At 65.0% G+C, this 17,299-nt stretch carries 17 protein-coding genes and 1 pseudogene; 11 read left to right on the plus strand and 7 right to left on the minus strand.

The genetic code is table 11. From position 1 onward, the window contains the following. Positions 1 to 33: 33 nt before the first annotated feature. Complete coding sequence (locus DPM12_RS09020) at positions 34 to 1,254, minus strand: thiolase family protein (RefSeq protein WP_112257983.1); 1,221 nt, start codon at positions 1,252 to 1,254, stop codon at positions 34 to 36. Positions 1,255 to 1,391: 137 nt separating this feature from the next. On the opposite strand from DPM12_RS09020, the gene paaI reads away from it, so the two are divergent. The 5 genes from paaI (at position 1,392) to DPM12_RS09045 (ending at position 5,677) form a co-directional block, all read left to right on the plus strand. Then, positions 1,392 to 1,787 (plus strand): hydroxyphenylacetyl-CoA thioesterase PaaI, encoded by a 396-nt coding sequence (gene paaI, locus DPM12_RS09025; protein WP_112257984.1) that lies wholly within the window; start codon positions 1,392 to 1,394, stop codon positions 1,785 to 1,787. Beyond that, positions 1,784 to 3,136, plus strand: a complete 1,353-nt coding sequence (gene paaK, locus DPM12_RS09030) for a phenylacetate--CoA ligase PaaK (protein WP_112257985.1) — start codon at positions 1,784 to 1,786, stop codon at positions 3,134 to 3,136. Before paaI ends, paaK begins: the two co-directional genes overlap by 4 nt. Positions 3,137 to 3,158: 22 nt before the next feature. Further along, complete coding sequence (locus tag DPM12_RS09035; protein ID WP_112257986.1) at positions 3,159 to 3,824, plus strand: TetR/AcrR family transcriptional regulator; 666 nt, start codon at positions 3,159 to 3,161, stop codon at positions 3,822 to 3,824. A 170-nt stretch (positions 3,825 to 3,994) separates the two neighbouring features. Next, on the plus strand, positions 3,995 to 4,621 hold the full coding sequence (locus DPM12_RS09040) for a YceI family protein (RefSeq protein WP_112257987.1): 627 nt from the start codon (positions 3,995 to 3,997) through the stop codon (positions 4,619 to 4,621). A gap of 156 nt (positions 4,622 to 4,777) precedes the next feature. Then, positions 4,778 to 5,677, plus strand: a complete 900-nt coding sequence (locus tag DPM12_RS09045; protein ID WP_158542830.1) for a DUF3592 domain-containing protein — start codon at positions 4,778 to 4,780, stop codon at positions 5,675 to 5,677. Between the two features lie 51 nt (positions 5,678 to 5,728). Here the strand turns inward: DPM12_RS09045 and DPM12_RS09050 are convergent, their stop codons facing one another. Together DPM12_RS09050 and DPM12_RS09055 are read right to left on the minus strand one after the other, a co-directional pair. Next, positions 5,729 to 6,631 carry an endonuclease/exonuclease/phosphatase family protein gene (locus DPM12_RS09050; RefSeq protein ID WP_211658716.1) on the minus strand — a complete coding sequence of 301 codons (903 nt, stop codon included), beginning with the start codon at positions 6,629 to 6,631 and terminating at the stop codon, positions 5,729 to 5,731. 88 nt (positions 6,632 to 6,719) lie between these two features. Next, complete coding sequence (locus DPM12_RS09055) at positions 6,720 to 7,400, minus strand: LysE family translocator (protein ID WP_112257990.1); 681 nt, start codon at positions 7,398 to 7,400, stop codon at positions 6,720 to 6,722. 100 nt (positions 7,401 to 7,500) lie between these two features. Here DPM12_RS09055 and DPM12_RS09060 point away from each other — a divergent pair, with 100 nt between their 5' ends. Then, complete coding sequence (locus DPM12_RS09060; RefSeq protein WP_112257991.1) at positions 7,501 to 7,977, plus strand: Lrp/AsnC family transcriptional regulator; 477 nt, start codon at positions 7,501 to 7,503, stop codon at positions 7,975 to 7,977. A 60-nt stretch (positions 7,978 to 8,037) separates the two neighbouring features. On the opposite strand, the gene pip is transcribed toward DPM12_RS09060, so the two are convergent. Further along, entirely contained in the window at positions 8,038 to 9,006 is a 969-nt protein-coding gene (gene pip, locus DPM12_RS09065) for a prolyl aminopeptidase (protein WP_112257992.1), read from the minus strand. Positions 9,007 to 9,219: 213 nt separating this feature from the next. Here pip and thiI point away from each other — a divergent pair, with 213 nt between their 5' ends. The 5 genes and pseudogenes from thiI to DPM12_RS22795 all read left to right on the plus strand — a co-directional run bounded on the left by thiI (position 9,220) and on the right by DPM12_RS22795 (position 14,935). Beyond that, positions 9,220 to 10,452, plus strand: a complete 1,233-nt coding sequence (thiI, locus tag DPM12_RS09070; RefSeq protein WP_112257993.1) for a tRNA uracil 4-sulfurtransferase ThiI — start codon at positions 9,220 to 9,222, stop codon at positions 10,450 to 10,452. Between the two features lie 143 nt (positions 10,453 to 10,595). Continuing rightward, a complete protein-coding gene (locus tag DPM12_RS09075; RefSeq protein WP_123788600.1) occupies positions 10,596 to 12,731 on the plus strand; it encodes an endonuclease/exonuclease/phosphatase family protein in 2,136 nt (711 codons plus the stop codon). A 158-nt stretch (positions 12,732 to 12,889) separates the two neighbouring features. Next, positions 12,890 to 13,038, plus strand: a pseudogene (locus DPM12_RS24100) (IS982 family transposase); the annotation flags it as partial. Positions 13,039 to 13,097: 59 nt separating this feature from the next. Continuing rightward, complete coding sequence (locus DPM12_RS09080) at positions 13,098 to 14,261, plus strand: site-2 protease family protein (RefSeq protein WP_112258089.1); 1,164 nt, start codon at positions 13,098 to 13,100, stop codon at positions 14,259 to 14,261. Between the two features lie 251 nt (positions 14,262 to 14,512). Then, positions 14,513 to 14,935: a hypothetical protein gene (locus DPM12_RS22795; RefSeq protein WP_123788601.1), complete on the plus strand. Its 423-nt coding sequence runs from the start codon at positions 14,513 to 14,515 to the stop codon at positions 14,933 to 14,935. Between the two features lie 89 nt (positions 14,936 to 15,024). Here DPM12_RS22795 and DPM12_RS09090 read toward each other — a convergent pair whose 3' ends face one another. The 3 genes from DPM12_RS09090 to DPM12_RS22800 all read right to left on the minus strand — a co-directional run bounded on the left by DPM12_RS09090 (position 15,025) and on the right by DPM12_RS22800 (position 17,248). Further along, positions 15,025 to 15,699 carry an LmeA family phospholipid-binding protein gene (locus DPM12_RS09090; protein ID WP_112257996.1) on the minus strand — a complete coding sequence of 225 codons (675 nt, stop codon included), beginning with the start codon at positions 15,697 to 15,699 and terminating at the stop codon, positions 15,025 to 15,027. Between the two features lie 77 nt (positions 15,700 to 15,776). Next, positions 15,777 to 16,685, minus strand: a complete 909-nt coding sequence (locus DPM12_RS09095; protein WP_146751905.1) for a hypothetical protein — start codon at positions 16,683 to 16,685, stop codon at positions 15,777 to 15,779. Further along, on the minus strand, positions 16,652 to 17,248 hold the full coding sequence (locus DPM12_RS22800) for a hypothetical protein (RefSeq protein ID WP_123788602.1): 597 nt from the start codon (positions 17,246 to 17,248) through the stop codon (positions 16,652 to 16,654). Before DPM12_RS22800 ends, DPM12_RS09095 begins: the two co-directional genes overlap by 34 nt. Positions 17,249 to 17,299: the final 51 nt, after the last annotated feature.

The following is a 17,299-nucleotide window of genomic DNA, read 5'->3' on the forward strand; positions in this document are numbered from 1 at the left end:
GTCACTCCCCCGACGCCTCCGCCGCGTGGCGTGTCAGGCCGCTTCCACGAGCATCGACACACCCTGTCCCACACCGACGCACAGGGTGGCAAGACCCCGGTGAGCGTCCTCGCGCTCCATCCGGCCGAGAAGCGTCACGAGGATCCGTGCGCCCGAACAACCGAGGGGATGGCCCAGGGCGATGGCGCCGCCGTCGGCGTTCACCTTCTCATCGTCGAGGCCGAGACGCTTGATTACCGCGAGACTCTGCGCCGCGAACGCCTCGTTGAGCTCGATGGCGTCAACATCACTGATACCCAGGCCGGTCCGGGCGAGCAATTTCTCGGTGGCCGGCACCGGTCCCAGCCCCATCAGGTGGGGTGGCACCCCGGCACTCGTGCCACGCACGACCCGCGCCCGCGGTGTCAGGCCGTAGCGCCGCACCGCCTCCTCGCTCGCCAGCACCACGGCCGCGGCGCCGTCGGCGAGTGCCGACGACGAGCCGGCGGTGACGATCCCGTCGCGACGGAACACCGGCCGCAGCGCGGCGAGCTTCTCCATCGTCGTGGTCCTGCGCGGCCCCTCGTCCACGCTGATCTCGCCGTCCTTCGTCGAGACCGGGACGATCTCGGACGCGAAGCGTCCCGCGTCGGTGGCGGCCAGGGCACGCTGGTGACTGCGCAACGCGAATTCGTCGGACTCCTCGCGCTGCACACCGTCGAGCGCAGCCACCTCTTCCGCGGTCTCGCCCATCGACAGCGTGACCTTCCGGGTTTCGGGCCCCGCACTATCCGGAACAGCGCGGTCCGCATCGGCGAACACCGGGTTGGTGAAGCGCCACCCCAGCGACGTGTCGCTGACTTCGCCCGGCCGCGCCCACGGGGTGCCTGGCTTGGCCATCACCCACGGTGCCCGCGTCATCGATTCCACTCCCCCGGCAACGACGACGTCGGCCTCGCCTGCCCGGATGCTCTGCGCCGCCGACGCTGCCGACGTCAGGCCGCTGGCGCACAGCCGGTTCACCGTGTACCCGGGCACGTCGTCGGGAAGGCCGGCGAGCAGCACCGCCATCCGTGCCACGTTGCGGTTGTCTTCGCCCGCCTGGTTGGCCGCACCGAGGATCACCTCGTCGACCGCCTCGGCGGGGGCGTCGGAGCGCCGGATCGACTCGCCGACAACGAGCGCGGCGAGATCGTCCGGGCGGACTCCGGCAAGCACGCCTCCATATCGCCCCTGTGGTGTGCGGACACCGGCAACGAGATACACCTCAGGCATGGGCCGCTCCTCTTGACATCGGCAGATGTGCTGCCTTTACTTGGCACCACATTATTAACCGTCCATTCGGTCAGTAAGCAAGGCGGAGGGCATTCGTGGCATCGGCGCCCCGGGACGGCAGGAATCCAGCGCGGGCCATGCTCGACGCGGACGCCGCGTCGAGCACCCTCGGCATCGAGCTGGTCGATGTCGGTCCCGGTGCGGCAACCGCCACTATGACGGTCACGGCGACGATGGTAAACGGCCACGACGTCGCGCACGGCGGCTACCTGTTCCTGCTCGCAGATACCGCGTTCGCATGTGCATGCAACAGCTACGGCCCCGTCACCGTCGCCGCAGGCGCCGAGGTCTCGTTCGTCGCATCCGCGCGTCTCGGCGACCAGCTCACAGCCGTCGCGCACGAGCGCACCCGTTATGGGCGAAACGGCATCTACGACGTGACCGTGTACCGCGAGACGGCCGCCGGGAGAGACGTCGTTCTCGAATTCCGCGGGCGCAGCCGCACCATCGAGCGAGAGGGTGATGAGGCATGACCAGCTCCGCCGCAGGCGCCGGATCGGCTGGAACGGGCTCGCCGGGCAGCGCCGACACGCACGAGTGGTGGGACACCGCCGAGCGGCTTGACCCCGAACAGATGCGCGAGCTCCAACTCGAACGCCTCCAGCAAACACTGCGACACGCGTACGACAACGTGCCCCACTATCGGCGCACGTTCGACGAGGCCGGCGTGCATCCCAGCGATTGCAAGAGTCTCGAGGACCTCGCGGCATTCCCGTTCACCACGAAGGACGACCTGCGCGAGAATTACCCGTTCGGGATGTTCGCCGTGCCGCGCACCGACGTCAATCGCATCCACGCCTCCAGCGGCACCACCGGAAAGCCGACCGTCGTCGGGTACACGGCGCAAGACCTCGACATGTGGGCGGACGTCATGGCGCGATCGATCCGCGCCGCCGGTGGCCGGCCCGGACACATCGTGCACGTTTCCTATGGCTATGGCCTGTTCACCGGCGGGCTCGGCGCCCATGACGGGGCCGAGAAGCTCGGGTGCACCGTCGTTCCCGCGTCCGGCGGAATGACGGCTCGCCAGGTGCAGTTGATCAACGACTTCCGGCCGGAGATCATCATGATCACCCCGAGCTACATGCTCACCCTGCTCGACGAGTTCGAGCGCCAGGGCCTCGACCCGCGCGAATCGTCGTTGCAGGTGGGCATTTTCGGCGCGGAACCGTGGACGGAATCCATGCGCGCGGAGATCGAAGAACGCGCACGGCTCGATGCGGTCGACATCTACGGGCTGTCCGAGGTGACCGGTCCCGGCGTCGCCCAGGAATGTGTCGAGACGAAGGACGGCCTGCACATCTGGGAGGACCACTTCTACCCCGAGGTCGTCGACCCGCTCGGTGAGGACGTTCGCTCCGACGGAGAGAGTGGGGAGCTGGTCTTCACCTCGTTGACGAAGCAGGCCATGCCGGTGATCCGGTACCGCACCCGCGATCTCACGCGGCTGTTGCCCGGCACGGCACGCCCCGCGTTCCGGCGGATGGAGAAGATCACCGGACGCAGCGACGACATGATCATCCTGCGTGGCGTGAACCTGTTCCCCACGCAGGTCGAGGAGATCGTTCTCGGTGTCGATGGACTTGCTCCGCACTTCCAGCTCGTCCTGACCCGCCAGGACCGGATGGATCACATGACGGTGATGGTCGAGGCCGAGCCCGGATCCACAACCGACCGCCGAGCAGACGCGGCGTCCGAGGTGGTCCGGGCCGTTAAAGACCAGATCGGGGTGACCGTGGACGCCGACGTCGTGGACCCCGACACGCTCGAACGCTCGATGGGCAAGCTGCGACGGATCAAAGATCGACGCGCCGAATCGTGAACGGATTGCCATACTCGGACCCATGACCGTCACCGATCCGCCGCAGCCATCCCGGTCATCGCGACCAGCTCAGCCAGGTCGCCGCGGCAGGCCCGGATACGATCTCGAGTCGTTGCTGCACGTCGCCGTCGAGCTGTTCAACGAGCGCGGTTACGACGGCACCAGCATGGAAGATCTCTCCCGGCGGCTCGGCATCACGAAATCGGCCATCTACCACCACGTGCCCAGCAAGCAGGAACTTCTTCGGCTCGCGGTCGATCGCGCCATCGGCGGGCTGTTCGACGTCGCCGAGGAGGTCCGCACGATGCCGGGGCCGGCGATCGACCGGCTCGAACACCTGGTGCGGGGCAGCGTCCACGTACTCGTCGATCGCTTGCCGTTCGTCACACTACTGCTGCGCGTGCATGGCAACACCGAGGTCGAGCGAGACGCTCTGGCACGGCGGCGCGAGTTCGATCGATTCGTCGCAGACCTGGTGAAGGATGCCGAGGCCGAGGGCGACATCCGGCCAGACATCGACCCCGCCCTCACCGCACGCCTGTTGTTCGGACTCGTCAACTCGTTGATCGAGTGGTATCGCCCGCAACGCGGTATCGACTGCACGGAACTCGCGGACGCGATATGCAAGATTACGTTTGACGGAATGCGAATTCGTTCTTTCGCGGCGTCTCCACAGGAGACGTCGTGATGACAAAGAGCCACCACAGAGAATGAGATCACGCCGGGACGGATCGGAATCTCCTGGGCCGATTTGGCACCATTCGCTATGATTCCTGCGGAATTGCCATATGCATTCACGCATATCCAACATCTCCGCAAGGGGGCGGGGGAGCACTCACACATCGCACGGGGGATTCAATGCTCGAGCCTGTTGGCGTACGCACGTGGAATGGCATTTCGCTGCCCACGCCCGGAACCTTCACCATCGACGCCGCACACACGACCGTCGGGTTCGTCGCACGACACCTCATGGTCACCCAAGTTCGAGGCCGCTTCGAACAGGTCGAGGGTCGTATCGACGTGGCTGATGATCCTCTCCGGTCCCGGGCGAGTGCTGTGATCAGCACGGCCAGCATCGTGACAGGTGCGGATGATCGTGACGCGCACCTTCGCAGCGCCGATTTTCTGGACGTCGACCTGTTTCCCACCATGACGTTTACATCCCGGGAGATCGTCGCCGATTCGGATGCGAAATGGGCAATGGTGGACGGCAGATTGGTCCGGCGCCGGCGCGGAGCCGGGCGCTTCACCGTGATCGGCGATCTCACCATCAAGAGCATCACCCGGCCGGTGACGCTGCACCTCACCATCGACGGCGTCACACCCGACCCGTGGGGCGGCGAGCGGCTGGCACTCAGCGCGAACGGGGAAATCGATCGCGAAGATTACGACATGACCTGGAACGTCGCCCTCGAAGCCGGTGGCTGGCTGGTGTCACAGAAGATCCAGATCGAGATCCGGGCACAAGCGGTCCGGACGAGCTAGAAACTCCAGCCGCCGTGGCGGCTAGTGCCTGCCCCGGTTACGGGACGGCGAGCAGGACGGCTCGTCGGCGATGCTGGCAGACAGGCCGACATGATCGTGAACACTAACCGGCTACATTGGTCTACTAGTGTTCATGATCACGGGGAGGTACGGGAGATGCCGTGGCAGGCTGTCATGGTGGTGGCGGGCATGGGCGTGGTTTTCACCGTCGCCGCCGGCTACCGGCTCCTGCGGGAACGAGCGCTGCGGAGCAATGGCAAAAGGACGCTCGCCCAGGTCGTCGATCAGGACGAGCACTTCCACGGCACCGGCGGCGGCGTCGGAGCTCGCAACAGATCACAAGATCCGGGCCAGCCCACCAAGCGTCCATGGTCTGTGTCGACGAACGACCGTGGCCTCGTGCAAACACCGATCGTGGAATTCACCACGGCCGACGGTGAAACCATACGCACCAGGTCGGCAGTGAGCTCGAACGTCAGCTCCGCCATCCCCGGACGTGTCATGACCGTCTATTACAACCCCGCCAATCCTTCCGAAGTGGCGATCGTCGGGCACGGCCTGGCCACGCTGCGCCTGTTCCTGGTGATCGGCATCGTGCTGCTGGCCGCGGCTGTGGCGATGGTCACCGCCTCCACCGAGACCATCGAGAATGTGGCGCCGCTTCTCGCACCCTTCGTTCTCGGAGCCGCGCTACTCGGAGTGGGCGGATACGGCATCAGCCGGGTGTGGGAGCTTCGCCGACGGGGCGTCGTCGCCGAGGGAACCGTCGTCGGCGAGACGACCTCGAGCACGCGGGAAGGCATGACCCTGCACCATCCCGTCGTCCGTTTCTCCGTGCACACCGGACACGAGATCGAGACCGCCTCCCAGCGGGGACGCGTGGCGCGGCGCGCGCATACCGGCGAGCACGTGCGCGTGCGTTACCACCCGAATGATCCCTACCGCATGCTGCTCGTCGGTGACGGCGCCCGCCCACTGTTCTGGATCTTCGCCCTGGCGGGCATCGTGGTGCTGGCCCTCGGAACGGTGATCACCGGCTACATCCTCACCAACTAACCCGCTGATCATGAACACTAACCGACTACATAGAACCACTAGTGTTCATGATCAGCGGTGAGGGAGCGTGAGCAGTGCCTGCACCCCGAGGTGATCCGACGGGAACTGCCCACCAGCCGCGAAGGGATTGATGGCGGCTGCCTCCACGGTGATGCCCGCAGTGGTGAGGATCCAGTCGATGCGGACGCCACCGACGGCGGGTTCCTTATACCCCGCAAACGTCGCATACGCGGGCGTGCGCTGGTCCTTGGCCGCGAGCCACGTATCGGACAGCTCCGTGTCGGCGACGAGAACCCGGTAGGGCTCGCTGGACTCCGCAGCCGTGTTGAAGTCGCCGGTCACGATCACCGGTGTGGCACCGAACGACTCGACCATGCGCGCGAGGAACGTGGCGCCGCGGATCCGGGCAGTCGCCGAATGGTTGTCCAGGTGCGTATTGACGACGACGAATTCCGCCGCCATGCCGGTTTCGGTGCGGGTACGGGCGCCGCTGGCCGTACCGGCGCTCGTACTTGTGCTCGTGCCGGCGGATCGAGTGTCGGCGAATCGCACCCACGTGGCCATCCGCGGGGCGGCATTGCCCCACGTCGTCGAGCCGGGCACATGCGGCGTGTCGGACAGCCAGACGTGTCCGTGCTCGCGAGGCGCCAGGTGCCGGGAGTCGTAGAAGATCGCCATGTGCTCGCCCCGACCGCCACCTTCCCGCCCCTCACCGATCCACTCGTACCCGCCTGGCAGGTCGGCGGCGATATCCCGGATCTGGTTCAGGTGCCCTTCTTGCGTACCGAGGACGCACGGCCGTTCCCGATCCAGCAGCGCGGCCATGACGGGACGACGCTGCTCCCACAGATGTCCGGGATCCGGCGCCGGATACCGGAGATTCTGCGTCATCACATGCAGGTGCCCGTCGGCTGCCGGCCCGATGATCGGACCTTGCGGAAAATCGGCGCTCACGTCAGCCCTTCCACAGTCGGCGCGTACGAGTACCATTATCACGGAGCCGACAATGCACAGCCGGGACAACCTCCTGCTTCGTCGGGGATCACCCGACGACGGCGATGACGGGCGGAAGCGCCACCCAGACGGCGAATCCCAGGAATGCGATGCCCGACACGGCATCCATGATCCTGCGCGCCCGCACGCTGCTCAGCCACCGGGCGGCGCGGCTCCCGAGCTGGACGATCCCGATCCACCACAGCGCCGAGGTCACCATGGTCGTCGCCGTCAGAATCAGCGTCTGGACGGTGACGTGGCCCGATGCCGAGACGAACTGTGGCAAGAGCCCGATGAAGAACAGGAGCGCCTTGGGGTTGAGGGCGTTGGTAGCCATCCCGTCCCGGAAGGGATGGCCGTCGATTGTCCCGGGCTCCGAGCTCGCTGCGCCGTTGCTGGCGGGTACGCGGTCACCAACGCCATGCGGGATGTGGTGACGGGATCGCGCCAGGCACGCGCGCAACGCCGCCGTCCCCAGCCACGCGAGGAAGGCCGCGCCCGCGAGCCGGAGCGTGTCCAGCAGCCATGGCCGCGCGGCAATCAACGCGGCTAGACCGACGGCGGCCACGATCGTGTGCAGTGAGAGGCCGCCGACGATGCCGGCTACGGCACGGTAGCCGGCACGGGTACCCAACAGCGAATACCGCAGCACGACGACGAAGTCCGGGCCCGGCGTGCAGAGCACCACCAGGAGCACCACGAGGAATGCTGGCCAATGTTCGGGCAGCATCGCTCCCTCCCCGCTTCTGACGCCATCGCATGCCAGCTATTGCGCATACAGTTCGCCACTGTCCGGAACTTTGCAAGCGTCGCCGGATAGCATCCGAGGAATGACAGAATATCCAGATCTGGATCCGGTCGACTGGCGGATTTTGGCCATCCTTCAGGACGATGCGTCGATCACCAACAAAGCCCTCGCCGAGCGCGTCGGCCTGCCGACGTCCTCGTGTCACGAGCGGGTGCGACGGCTGCGCCGCACCGGCGTGATCACTGGTGTGCGTGCCGTGGTCGATCCGGCAGCCGTCGGGCGCGGCCTGCAGGCGATTATCGCCGTGCAACTACGGCCGCACAGCCGAGATCTGGTGGACGTGTTCACCTCGGCCGTCCTCGCCCTGCCCGAGACGATCGCCCTGTACAACGTGTCTGGCCCGGAAGACTACTTCCTCCACGTGGCGGTCGCCAACAGCACCGACCTGCAGCGAATCATCGTCGACCATCTCGCGACGCGCCCGGAAGTCGGCCATTGCCAGACGCATCTCATCTTCGGCCGCCCGCTGACCGCACCAGTGCGAGCCAGGAGACAGTGACGGCTCGACCTCGCCGAGCACTCGACGTCGTCGCGCCCGCACCCGGGGCGTCCTCGTGACCTATGCCCGTGCCGCCAGGCGATCGGTCGCACCGACGAGAGCTTCGGCCATGCCCGGATCGCTCGCTCCGTGCCCCGCTTCGTCGATCAACACGAGCTCGCTGCCGGGCCAGGCGTGCGCCAGCTCCCACGGCGTGCCGACGAGATTTCCCAAGTCCAGGCTGCCCTGCACGAGAATGCCGGGGATACCCTCGAGACGCCCGGCGTTCTGCAGCACCTCGCCTTCCTCCAACCACGACCCATGCCGCCAGTAGTGCGTGACCAGCCGTGCGAACGCCATGCGGAAGGCGGGATCGTCGAAACGGGGGTTAGGGCCGGGAGCTGTCGGAACGATCGCGTCCTCCCATTCGCACCAGCGGCGCGCCGCCCGGTCCCGCACGGCGGGGTCGGGATCGGAGAGGAGGCGGTGGTAGGCGTCGGCGAGGTCGCCGTCGCGTTGCGCTTCCGGAAGCATGTCACAGAACCGTTCCCACGCCTCCGGAAACAGTGCCCCGAGTCCGCGTGTCAGCAAGTCCGTCTCGACGCGCCTCCCGGTGGCCAGCGCCATGAGGACCATCTCGCTCACACGTTGCGGGAATCGCTCGGCATAGACCAAGCCCAGCACCGACCCCCACGAGCCGCCGAAGACGAGCCACCGTTCGATCCCGAGGTGTTCACGTAGCTGTTCGATGTCGGCCAGGAGGTTTCCGGTCGTATTCGACGTCAGGTCCGTTGCCGGGTCACTGGCGTGCGGCGTGCTCCGCCCGCAGTTTCGCTGATCGAACAGAACGACGCGGTACGCCGCCGGGTCGAAGTACCGGCGCATACCTGCATTGCTCCCGCTTCCCGGTCCCCCGTGCAGGAAGAGAGCAGGCTTACCTCGGGGATTTCCGCATTCTTCCCAATAGACGAGGTTTCCGTCACCGACGTCGAGCCAACCGTGGCGATACGGCTCGATCGGGGGATACAGCGCCGGATCGTTCGATGCCATGCCGAGCCTCCTGTCTGGTCGAAAGTACTGAACAAGCGTTCGCTCCCACCGCAGTTTCCCGACGCGGCGTTTCGCCCGTGACGTGGTCCGTCGTCGTCCGATCCGCGCTGCGCATGATGGAATCGAACCATGCCCGGCCGCGTTATTGTTTCGCGGGCTGCTGTGGTGCCGCATACGTTGTATCAGAGTGGTTAATGGCAGGAGGTGAAACCGATGACGCCCCAGCGATGCGTATTGCTGAAGTACGGAGAGCTGGTCTTGAAGGGCCGCAATCGAGGCGCATTCGAACGGCACCTCCTGCACAACGTGACGCACGCGCTCGGCGGCGGCGAGGACGATCCGCGAATCTTGCAGCGGGGCAACGTCCTCGCGGTCTTGTCCCGGCTTCCGCACGACGAGCTCATCAGGCGGCTATGTGAGGTCATCGGCATCAGCGTGGTGCAGCCGGCGCTTCGTGTCTCCAAGACCCCCGACGCGATGATCTCCGCTGCCCTCCAGCTCCTGCATGAACACATCGAGCACACCGACACCACGGCAGAGCCGCCAACGTTCGCCGTCCGCGCTCGCCGGCGGAGCAAGAAATTTCCGCTCACCTCCGACCAGATCGCCGTGCAGCTCGGCGACCGGATTCGCCGCGAGATGGATTGGCCCGTGCGCCTGGACGCGCCCGACATCGAGGTCAACGTCGAGGTCGACTACCGTGAGGTGTTCGTTTCGGTCGAACGCCACCGAGGCCAGGGAGGCCTGCCGGTGGGGTCCACCGGCCGGGCGCTGGCCATGCTCTCCGGCGGATTCGACTCTCCAGTTGCCGCCTACCGCGCCATGCGCCGGGGTCTGGCCTGTGATTTCGTGCACTTCACGGGAGCGCCGCTCACCGGTCCGTCGTCCGCCTACAAGGCATACGCGCTGGCCCGCGAACTCAACCGGTTCCAGCCGAACTCGCGCGTGCACGTGGTCCCCATCGGAACTGCCCAGCGAACCCTGGCGACCGCTGGCTCCGGACAGTTGCAGATCGTGGCGCAACGCAGGCTCATGGTCCGGGCCGCCGCCACTCTCGGACACGAGCTCGGGGCGGAGGCGCTGGTCACCGGGGACAGCCTCGGGCAGGTCTCCAGCCAGACACTCAGCAACATGGCCACGGTGGAGCAGGCGTCGACGCTGCCCCTGCTGCGGCCGCTGGTGGCCTGGGACAAGGAAGAGATCATCGCCGAGGCGAACCGCATCGGCACGGCGGAGATCTCGAAGCTGCCCGACGAGGACTGCTGCACCCTGCTCACGCCGCCTCGTGTAGCCACCAGCACGACGGAAGAGCAGCTTTCCGTCGTGGAAGGCCGGGCACAGATCGACGAACTGGTTGCGAAGGTTCTGGCCAATACCCAAGTCATGAGCCCGGCCGACATGGGCGAGTCCGTCGCCCCCGAGGAAAGGGCACCGGTCGCGGACTAGATTCACTGACTTCCCGGTCCGGGACGGGCAACCTTGGCGCGTTGATTGCCGCCCGTTGCTGAGCCGCGTCCCAGCTGCATATATCCCTATACGGCCAGTTTGACGTTCGGCTAGGCGCACATTAATTTGCCCCCATCGCACACATGACCGTTCCGTCGCGCCTGGTCGCCGTTGCTGCAGCGGCCATGCTGTCTGCTGTTTTTCTGTTGCCGGGCCACGCATCGGTGACGGACGATCCGTCGTCGGCACCCGCCTCCACCCCGAGCGCAAGCGCCAGCCCTAACCCCGGTGCCACTGCCAGCCCCGGTGCCAGTGCCAGCCCTAGCCCCAGCCCTAGTGCCAGCACCGAGTCGCCACAAACGCGCGAACTGACGGTGCTGAGCTACAACATCAACTGGGCCCAAGGCGGGGACGTCGCGGAGCGCACGCTCGATTACATCCGCGAAAACGAGCCCGACGTCGTGACGTTCACCGAAATCTGCAAGCCCACGTTCGAGCGCTATGTCGACGAGCTCACGGAGCTCGGCTACGCCGGCAATTTCCTTGAGGTCAACACGACGTTGAATTGCGGCCTCGATGGGTTCGGCTTCGGGAAACAGGGTTCCGCCGTGTTCGTCGCCGGTGGCGCCCAGCCCGGCAGCGAGGAATCCTATCCGGATGTCGGTCAAGGTGTGCCCTGCATCACCAGCGACTCCAACCCTCCGGTGCGGGCATGCTCCGTCCACCTGCCGTCCGGTCCCCGCGACGCCCAGCGCGAACTGGCCCAGCTCCGCGAAGACATCATACCGGCCAGCCACGACCAGCCCCTGGTGCTGGGCGGTGACTTCAACCTGGAGGTGACGGACTGGGAGACCGAGCAGGTCAAGCCGTACAACCAGGCGATGCAGGACTTCTACGACGACTTCTACGAAGTCGACATGCACGATCCGATGTGCCGCGACACACAGCCCGCCGAGTACGAGGGACAGTTCGGCGGCGCCTGCACGGCAGAGCACCCGGAACAGGGCAAGAAGAAGATCGATTACGCCTTCGTCGACAACGTGCACTTCACATCGGACGTGTCGGGAGAGATCCTCGACCTCGGCCCGTGCACCGACATCATCATCGGTCCCGAGCACAGGACCCGGGACGTACCGTGCTCCGACCATGAGGCGTTGACCGGTACCGCATCCTTCGACCCGGAGGCCTTTCCCGAGCCGGAGCTGACCCTACGCCGTTACGGAATCTCCACCGCGTCGGAGCTGACCGGTTCCGGCCTGATCAGCTTCGGTCTGTCATCGGGTTCGCTGTCCCGTATCCAGGATCGGCTGAGTGCTGCCTTGGGGCCAACGTCGTACTCGGTCAACGCGGACGGCGCGGCTCCCGAATGCGCCGACCAGGTCGACGACTACGTCGTCTGGGGATCACGCAGCCAGCCCGAGCTGGCTATCGCGGTGGCCGATCGCGGCGACGGGCCCGCGCTGGTCGGCTACCGCCTCTACGAGAACATCCCCACGGTCCAGCTGCCCGACGAGGCACGCATCGGTGCCGCCCGCACCGCACTACCGACGACGTACATGTTCCTCGACCTCGGACTGGAACTGATCGAGTCACAAGACGGCGTCAGCTACCGGCTCACCGGGCCGCATTTGTCCCCTGACGTGGGCGCCCTCGACGGCAAGGCCGAGGACGCTCCGATCCTCGAGCGCGGCGCCGGCGAGCAATGCAGGCTCGACACGCTGGTCAGCGACCCGCTGGTCGAGCCGATACCCGAGGGGACGTGGCGTTGGACGCTGCGCGATCAGATCGACACCAACTGCTTCAACGACGTCATCCTCGAATGCACCCAGCTCGCCTGGGAGGGCGAGATGGAGCTGCATGACGACGGCACCATCACCGGCGAAGGTGAGCTGGACTGGAAAGACGGTCTCGGATGCGCCCGAAAGGCGATCGGCCGGATCGATACAATCACCGTGACGGCCAAGCAGCCGGTCACGCTCCGCGGACAGGTGAACGGCAATCGCGCAGAGGTGGAGCTGAGTTTCGGCGAGCCACACGTCGAGCATGACCCCGTCCCGAACTGCCTCCACGAGAAGGGCGAGCTCTACACGCCAGATATCCTGCTGGAATCGATCGACGAGTTCGAGCAGTTCCTCACCATCGACGAACCGATCCGTATCACGCAGGGTGACCAGCAATGGTTCGGCCCGCTGCCCGACTTCCGCACCTCCGTCGACGTAGCCGGCCGACCGTTCCAGTTCACCGAAACGTTCGAGTGCGCTAACGCGCAATGTGACTAGACGCGGCCGGTCCGTGTGCTGCGGGCTTCGGGACGAGTTCGACGTCACGCCGGACTGTCAGGACTTTCTACGGGTTCTCTTAGGTTGACGACACAGAATGGTGAACCAGTCGGCGGGTAATCCTCCTGAGAGGAGATCCAGATGTACACGACGTCGACACAACCGCCGAGGGCCTGCCAGTAGCGCGGTGTCTGGCCGACCCGAAACCCGGCGAACCGAGACCGACGCGGAACCGTTCGGTCACACCCACGACACCGGTGCCCTGCGCGAGCAGATGATCGTGCTCGCTGACAAGGGCCTGCCCGGCACATAGCTGGAACGCAAACCCGTCAGTTCGGAATCATCGGTCCAGAGGAGGTGAGCACCGTGACGGAGACGGTACGTCTCGGCACCATCGCCGGCGTCCGGGTTGGTCTGCATTGGAGCGTGCTCGGCATCGTCGTCCTTCTTGTATTCGGTCTCGCCGGTGGCGTACTGCCAACTCAGTTCCCCGACCATGCGCCTGTTGCCTACATCGCCGCCGCCATCGTCGCCACCGCACTGTTCGTTCTCTCGTTGCTCGCGCACGAAGTAGGGCACGCCGTGGTGGCGCAGCGAAACGGCATCACCGTCGACGGCATCACGTTGTGGTTGCTCGGTGGGGTCGCCCGGTTGCGCGGCGACGCGCGAGACGCCGCGACGGACTTCCGCATTGCCGCTGTCGGGCCCGCCATCAGCTTCATCCTCGGCCTCGGATTTGCCGGGGCGACGTGGCTGGTCACCGGAATCGGAGCGACCAACCTCGTTGCCGGCGTCCTGAGCTACCTGGCCGTCATCAACGTGCTGCTCGCCGTGTTCAACCTGATCCCTGCGGCTCCGCTGGACGGCGGGCGGATCTTGCGCTCCCTCCTGTGGGCGTGGCGGGGCGACCGGCAGCAGGCACAGATCTGGTCAGCCCGTGCTGGCCGGGTATTCGGCCTGCTACTCATCGCCCTCGGCATCTTCTCGCTGTTCAGCGACTACGGCGGCGGCCTGTGGTGGGTTCTGATCGGCCTGTTCATCGTGACCATGGCCTCGGCCGAAGAACAGCACGCACGTACGGGCGCGGTTCTCGGAAACCTCACTGCCCGGGACATCATGACGTCCGATCCGGACACGGCCGATGCTCGTCAGAGCATCGCGGATTTCGTCCGCGACGTGGTCATGGTGCGGCGCCACTCCGCGTTCCCGCTTCTCGGTTCCTCCGGAGAGGTGGAAGGGATGGCGACACTGAACCGCATCCGTGCGGTGCCTCCGGAGCAGCACGCCGACACCATGGTCAGCGACGCGGCGTGCCCGCTCGACGAGGTTCCGATCGTGCGGCCGGACGACCTGGTGTCCGACATCCTCGGACGACTCGGCGGCTGCGCCGACGGCCGTGCGCTCGTGATGGACGGCGGACGTCTCGTGGGCATCATCTCGCCGAGTGACATCAGCCGTGCCATGTCGTTGAAGGGCATCGGAGTGGAACCGTTCGGCGGTGCTGATCTGAACTACTCCGACCGCCGCTGACGAACATTCTCGGGCACATACCACCGCGTACTCAGTGGGATCGTGTCTCTATCCAGCTCGAAGAGCTGTCTCCAGAATCGAGCACACAGATCGGCAGCCGGAAGCGCCGCCAAATTCGGTCAAACAGAAGCTGTCAGACCCAGGTGGCATTATACGAACATACGATCGAACGCTCACAAACAGACGTGGGCAGGGCTGCACGAAGACAGCACCTTCGTGCAGCCCCTCGATCACCACCTGATGGGAGGCAGATGACCGTGGGACACAACCTACCCGACCACCACTACACGAGCACGGCCGTGCGGCAAGGTCGTCATTGGCAGACCCGGTGTGATCAGTATCCAGGAGTCAGCTGCCAAGCTCGCACTCTCCACCAGGCCGCCGAACAGCAACGACGTTCCCTCGCACACGTCACGGACATGCCCGAGGCAAGCATCACGGTTGAGGTCGTCCCCGTACTCCCCGACGCCGTACGCCGGCGGCTCTCCCGCGCGAAAGAACTGCGCCGAATGGCGACGTGGGCGAACCACGCGGCGGCAACCGAGATTCGGGCTGCTGCCCGCGAGCTCGCTCGGATGGAGCTGTCGTTACGCGATATCGGGTCCATCCTCGGTGTCTCTCACCAGCGAGCACACCAGCTCGTCAGCTACGGCACGGAGCCCGAGAAACGGTAGTCCGGGCCGCCTCGCTTTACGCCGACATCGGACACGGTGCCCGGCATCCGGGCACCGTGTCGTTCGCAGGGGTGGAAGGCCAGCGGGCCTCAGCCTGAGTCCAGGGTGAGCAGCACTCCTTCGTCGATGACCGTCAATCCGGTCGGAGACAGGCCAAGCGGCAGGTCGGAAAGCTCACTGATGCTGTAGGTGGAACCTTCACCGAATCCCAGATCGAGCTCAGGCAGTGACCCGCCGAGTTGAACGTCGTCGATCTCGATGATCACGGCGTCTCCTTCCAAGCTGGGCGTGACCAGAAGGGTCACAGCTAGCTGCTGCCCCGACGCCAGCTCCATCTGCTGGCTCTCCGGAAGCGACGAGATGGCGACGTCAGTAAGATCGACAGGAAGCGAATCGCTCACGGCCTGTTCCAGGCCCTCAGCTGGGACGTTGATCTCCATACGCGAGCGGGATGCCGAAACGTCGTTCCCGTCCCACCGAACGTTCTCCAGCTCGGCGTGCCCACTGATGCCCGTCATCGAATTGTAGGCGGCGTCCCGGATATCGAGTTCGACCGAAGACAACTCGTCCGACAGCAACTGTGGCAAGACGAGGGTAGAGCTCACAGCAGCATCCGCGGTTCCACCCCACTCGGATTCGACGCGGGCGGCGATACGGTCCTCCACCAGCCCGCGGACGAGTAGCTCCGCCGCCGCGGCAGCCACGGCCACGATGAGGAGGAAACCGACAAGAAGCGGCCAGCGCCGCCGTCGAGAACGTGCCATGACAAAGCACGATACGCATACCCGGGCAGATGGCCGGCATTTCGCCACATCGTGAAAGCTGGCCTGCTCCTCGCGTGTCAGTCGACCAGCACGGTGCGAGCGCTATGCACGGTGAAGGTTTCCCGGGCGTCATAGATCAACGGCTCGATGTCTGTGATCGGCGGGATCCCATCCACCGTCAAGGTGATCGACCACGTAGCCGTCAGGTCAACATGTGCCTCTCCGGAGCGGCTGTAAACGGCACGAACGGGGTAATGATCTGGATGAGATATCGGGTCCGTCCCGTCATACCCGCGCCCCGGGCCGGTGCCGCTCGTGCCATCACTCCAGTTCCAGTCATACTCCGGCGATGCCTCGACCGTGCCGGGCAGCGGATTCTCGATCGCGAACTGCACCGATCCGGCGTCTTCTGTCGCTGCCAGCACCGGCAAATTCACCACCGCGTTCGCCGGCGGAGCAAGGTCGATCTCGGGCCGAGAGATCGCCTCATAATGCTCTTCGAGCACGGATATGATCTCCGCTTCCACGTCTTCTAGCGGTATTGGCTCACCCCCGTCATACGCCCAGCACACCCTTTCCCTGCCGGGCCACGGCTCCCACTCGTCGGCAGCGCTCTGTCGCCGAAACACCTGGGCGTAGAAGCCGAAGAAGCCATCCGACTCACAGGTGGCATCGACACACACCTCGTCGACCGGACGCTCAGGATTGTTGAACCCACACAAGACGACGTAGCGAACCGACCAGACGACTCCATCGTGATGCTCTGATCCCCCACCATCTGAGGGGTTCGGGTAGAACGTCTGTGTTTCGCCATCGTAGCTGTAGCCAACACCACCCTGGTCAGAACAAGGCAGCGGCACGCCATAACGATCAGTTCCACATTCGGAGACTGGAAGTGCACCTCCTGATAGGGATGCAACCAAGATCATTAGCAGTGGCATCATAAACTTATTCACTGCAGAACGTCCCCTTTTATTATGATCCACTGCTCGCCTGATGCGCGCTGGACCTGATACACAATCTGGCTTCCAATATTGGCTTGAAACTCTCGGACCAGATTTCCTTCAGAATCGATCAGTTGCGCCGCAGGGGCATCGATTTGAATTAATACTGACGCTAATTCGCCGTCGAAATTTGTCAGACTAATATTGACGATTTTTCCAGGATCTCCGACGAACGAAAGATCGTCTTCGACAGATTCAGCCGCCAATTCATATCCAGCCAGGCATATATCACAACTGTCGGCAAACATATCACGACGACGATCTAATGCTTTGCTGGATTCCCAGCTCTTATCAGACGTTTCTATATACTCTTTGAAGAACTCGGTTATCTCTTGCTCGATAGTCTCCGTCGAGTCACCACCGAGTGTCTGCTCGCTGGTGGGGTCATCCGTTGGCGTGGTCTCGTCAGAAGGCTCCGTGGGTGTGGCGTCTGGAAGGGTTCCTGGTGCCCCGTCGTCGTTTTCGCCGGCACACCCGGACACGAGCAGCCAGATGATGACAGATGATAGGAACCATCTGATGGTAAGCGAGTCACGGTCGAGCATGACCGAAGCTTAGGCGCTCCGATCTGGTCACGCCAGGCCCAAGCCGAAGTT

This window comes from Phytoactinopolyspora halophila, assembly GCF_003287285.1.
Lineage (GTDB): Bacteria > Actinomycetota > Actinomycetes > Jiangellales > Jiangellaceae > Phytoactinopolyspora_A > Phytoactinopolyspora_A halophila.